Genomic DNA, 3,698 nt, shown 5'->3' on the forward strand with positions numbered 1-3,698 from the left:
GCATAAATGCACTGGCTTTTAACACACTGTTGAGTTCTCAAGAAACGGACGCGAACTCCCCAACTGCAGGAGGCGCAGACTTCACAGGCTAACTTTATCAGACCGACCGACCCCCGTCAACCTCAGGGCCGTTGATCTTGGCGCCCCGTCTCCGGGGCAACCCTCGCAACTTACCGTGGCATCAAGCGCTTGTCCAATCAACCGATTTTCCGGTGATCTGGAGGCGCCCATGACGACCCGAACCTGAGCGCGGCGAAGCGCCTCGGCCGAGTTGGTCCGTTCTCAAGGGGCTTGGCCCTGGGGCCCGTCCGCCTGTCCGGCGTCCGGCTCACTCCCGGGCGAAGTGAAGATTAGATCGCGATCCGCCCCTCGTCAAATCGCCCGGCCCGCCGGCACCGCGCTTCCCGCGCCAGTCCCCCTGTCGGATGCCGCCCAAGCCTGCACGAAGGCGCATCTCGGACCGGTGGTCGTTGCCCGCCCGCGGCGAGAACGACGAGGATGCCGGTGGGCATGGGATGAGGAGGCTCGCCTCACCGCTCCCGGCCGGGGCCCGTCACGAAGGCGCGCACCTGTGCGGGTGACGTGAAGAGCTCCGCCGCCATACCGGCCTCCCGCGCCGCCACCACGTTCACCTCGCTGTCGTCGAAGAACAGCACCTGCGACGGCGGCACGCCCATCCGCGCCGCGCAGATCTCGTACGCGCGACGGTCCGGCTTGGCCACCCCGATCCGGCACGAGTACGTCAGCGCCTTGAACCGCCCCAGCCACTCCCCGTGACGGGTCTCCCAGACGGGCACCAGTTCCTCGATGATGTTGGAGAGCAGCCCGAGCGTGTGGCCCTGGTCGGCCAGCTCGCACACCAGGGCCACCATCTCGTCGTCCACCTGGCTCCAGCTGTCGAGATCGGTCTCGACGAGCGCGGGGACGTCGGTGAAGCGGGCTCCCAGGCGGGCGGCGACCGCGGCCCAGTAGGCGACGGAGTCCTGCCCCGCGTCGTAGGCGGGGCGGCAGGCCCAGTACGCCTCCCAGAAGCCTTCCTCCGGCACCCCGGCCAAGCCGACGAGCTGTCTCTTGGCCTCGTCCGTCTGGGTACGCGCGATCACACCGTACAGGTCGAAAACGATCACGTCATGCATGTTCACGAGCCTATGGGGAGTCTTCTCCCGGCGCGTATGACTCGCCAACCACCGACCGCCCTCCGCGCCCGCCCGGCCGCCGCACGCCGGCACGGAGAGGGAACGGACCGGGCCGCCCGGCCGCCGCACGCCGGCACGGAGAGGGAACGGATCGGGCCGCCTGGTCCGAAGTGCCGCCCACCTCCGCGCCGCGCCCGCAGCACGGTCGCGACGGCTGGGCCGTCGCCCGAAAGGGCCCCCGATCGATACTGGCCCGCCTACAACGGCCGCCCGCAGTGGCCGCCCGCAGTGGCCGCCCGCAGTGGCAGCAGCAAAGTGCGGGCGGCCCGGCAGGCGGGGGGCGTGCCTGAGACGCCGTGCGATCGGCAGTGCAGCCAGCCGCGTAGTGGGCGCGGCACGGCCGCCACTTGCCGCCGCGACGAGCCCTCGGGCGGTCCGCGGAAAGGAGGCTCGCCCGGCAGGCCCGCTGGGGTAACCGTTGCGGCGCGGCGGGAACGGCCGTGTGGGAGGGGGCGCCGGTGCGAGGACGCCCAACGCCCGCCGCCGGTGCCACCCGGCGCGGCCGCCCGGTCGTCAGCCGACCTCGACGCCGCCGATCGATTTCTTGCCGCGCCGCAGCACCATGAACCGCCCGTGGAGCAGGTCCTCGGTGGAAGGCGTGTACGCCTCATCCGTGATCTTGACGTTGTTGAGGTAGGCGCCGCCCTCCTTGACCGCGCGGCGGGCCGCCGACTTCGACTCGACCAGGCCGCTCTCGGCCAGCAGGTCCACGAACGACGCCCCGAGCTCGGAGACCGTGGCCTTGGGCACCTCGGCCAGCGCCGCCTCCAGCGTGGCGGCGGGAAGTTCCTCCAGCGAGCCCTGCCCGAACAGCGCCCTGGACGCCGCCACCACCGCCGCCAGCTCGGCGTCGCCGTGCACCAGCCTGGTCATGTCCTCGGCCAGCGCGCGCTGCGCCTCGCGGGCGAACGGCCGCTCGGCGACGGCCTTGTCCAGGATGTCGATCTCCTCGCGCGAGCGGAACGTGAACACCTTCAGGAAGCGGACCACGTCGCGGTCGTCGGCGTTCAGCCAGTATTGGTAGAACGCGTACGGCGAGGTCAGCTCGGGGTCGAGCCAGATCGCGCCGCCCGCCGTCTTGCCGAACTTGGTGCCGTCGGCCTTGGTGATCAGCTTGCCGGTGAGCGCGTGCACGTGGGCGCCCTCCACGCGGCGGATCAGGTCGACGCCGGCGGTGATGTTGCCCCACTGGTCGCTGCCGCCGAGCTGCAGGGTGCAGTCATGGCGGCGGTAGAGCTCGAGGTAGTCGTTGGCCTGCAGGATCTGGTAGCTGAACTCGGTGTAGCTGAGCCCGTCGCCGCCCAGCCGGGCCGCCACCGATTCGCGGGCCAGCATGCGGTTGACCGGGAAGTGCTTGCCGACGTCGCGCAGGAAGTCGATGGCGGTCAGCCCGGCGGTCCAGTCGAGGTTGCTGACCAGCGTCGCCGAGGTGGGGCCCTCGTCGAAGGACAGGAACCTCTCCACCTGCACGCGGATCCTCGCCACCCACTCGGCCACGACCTGCGAGGTGTTGAGGGCCCGCTCGGTGCTGCGGCCGCTGGGGTCGCCGATGAGGCCGGTGGCGCCGCCGACCAGCCCGATCGGCCGGTGGCCGGCCCGCTGGAAGCGGGTCAGGATCAGCAGCGTGGCGAGGTTGCCCACGTGCAGTGACGGAGCCGTCGGGTCGAAGCCCGCGTAGACCGTGATCGGGCCCTCCGACAGCGCCCTGCGCAGGGCGTCGATGTCGGTGGTCTGCGCGAGCACGTCGCGCCATTCGAGCTCATCGATGATGTCGGTCACGGTGCCGGCTTTCGAGTAGTTTGTCGAGTCTTTACAGCGTGCCTGATCGCGCCGAGTGACCGCCACTTGGATAGTGTCGGCTCCCATGTGGAGGGTCCGTCGCGAGCTGGCCGTTTTCAAGATTTTAGGGGCTCTGGCGTGTGCCGGTCTCGCCGCCTACTGGTACGCCGCCGGCGACGTGCGCGGGGTGATTCTGGCAGTCCCGGCGGCGGTGCTGGTCGGCGCCATGGGGCTGCGTGATCTCCTCGTCCCGGTACGGCTGGCGGCCGACGAGAGCGGCATCACCGTGGTGCGCGGCTTCGTGGGCAGGCGCCACGTGCCGTGGGACCGGATCGAGGACATCAAGGTGGACGTGCGCAGGAGGTACGGCCGGCGGAGCGAGATGCTGGAGATCGACACCGGCGACGACCTGCACATCTTCAGCGCTCACGACCTGGGAGTCTCCCCCACCGAGGTGGCCGAGGTGCTGCGCCGGCGCGGCACGTGAGGCCGGTACGGCGAGACGGTGGGATCACCGTCGATCCAGAACCTCCATGGCGTGTCCTTGGCGGTCGAGATCCCGGTGCGCGGGCCTGATCTGATCGAGCGGGGGTCGGCCGGCCGGCCTTCCAGCACCGCGGCGACACCGGCGGGCACCGCGGACGACCAGGCCGCGCCCGCGCCCTGATGCCCGCCGAGCAAGCCCTGCCCGGGCCCGTGGCCTTCCCGTCCGGCGAGCGCGCC

Annotated in this window: 3 protein-coding genes and 1 pseudogene; 1 reads left to right on the forward strand and 3 read right to left on the reverse strand. The window is 70.9% G+C overall.

Features of this window, described 5'->3' with window-relative positions; translation table 11 throughout:
- Positions 1–530: 530 nt before the first annotated feature.
- A complete protein-coding gene (locus DQW85_RS26070) occupies positions 531–1,136 on the reverse strand; it encodes an HAD family hydrolase (RefSeq protein WP_113702586.1) in 606 nt (201 codons plus the stop codon).
- 573 nt (positions 1,137–1,709) lie between these two features.
- Entirely contained in the window at positions 1,710–2,975 is a 1,266-nt protein-coding gene (tyrS, locus tag DQW85_RS26075; RefSeq protein ID WP_113702584.1) for a tyrosine--tRNA ligase, read from the reverse strand.
- A gap of 85 nt (positions 2,976–3,060) precedes the next feature.
- Between tyrS and DQW85_RS26080 the strand changes: the two genes are divergently transcribed.
- On the forward strand, positions 3,061–3,462 hold the full coding sequence (locus DQW85_RS26080; protein WP_113702585.1) for a PH domain-containing protein: 402 nt from the start codon (positions 3,061–3,063) through the stop codon (positions 3,460–3,462).
- Here DQW85_RS26080 and DQW85_RS26085 read toward each other — a convergent pair.
- Positions 3,402–3,698: pseudogene (locus tag DQW85_RS26085) on the reverse strand (hypothetical protein); the annotation flags it as partial. The gene DQW85_RS26080 and the pseudogene DQW85_RS26085 sit on opposite strands and share 61 nt — an antisense overlap.

This window comes from Nonomuraea lactucae (genome assembly GCF_003313395.1).
Taxonomy (GTDB): domain Bacteria; phylum Actinomycetota; class Actinomycetes; order Streptosporangiales; family Streptosporangiaceae; genus Nonomuraea; species Nonomuraea lactucae.

Excerpts from the sequence above, each read along its gene's own strand:
- DQW85_RS26070 (WP_113702586.1), bottom strand. The coding sequence starts at position 1,136 with ATGCATGACGTGATCGTTTTCGACCTGTACGGTGTGATCGCGCGTACC.
- DQW85_RS26080 (WP_113702585.1), top strand. The coding sequence starts at position 3,061 with ATGTGGAGGGTCCGTCGCGAGCTGGCCGTTTTCAAGATTTTAGGGGCT.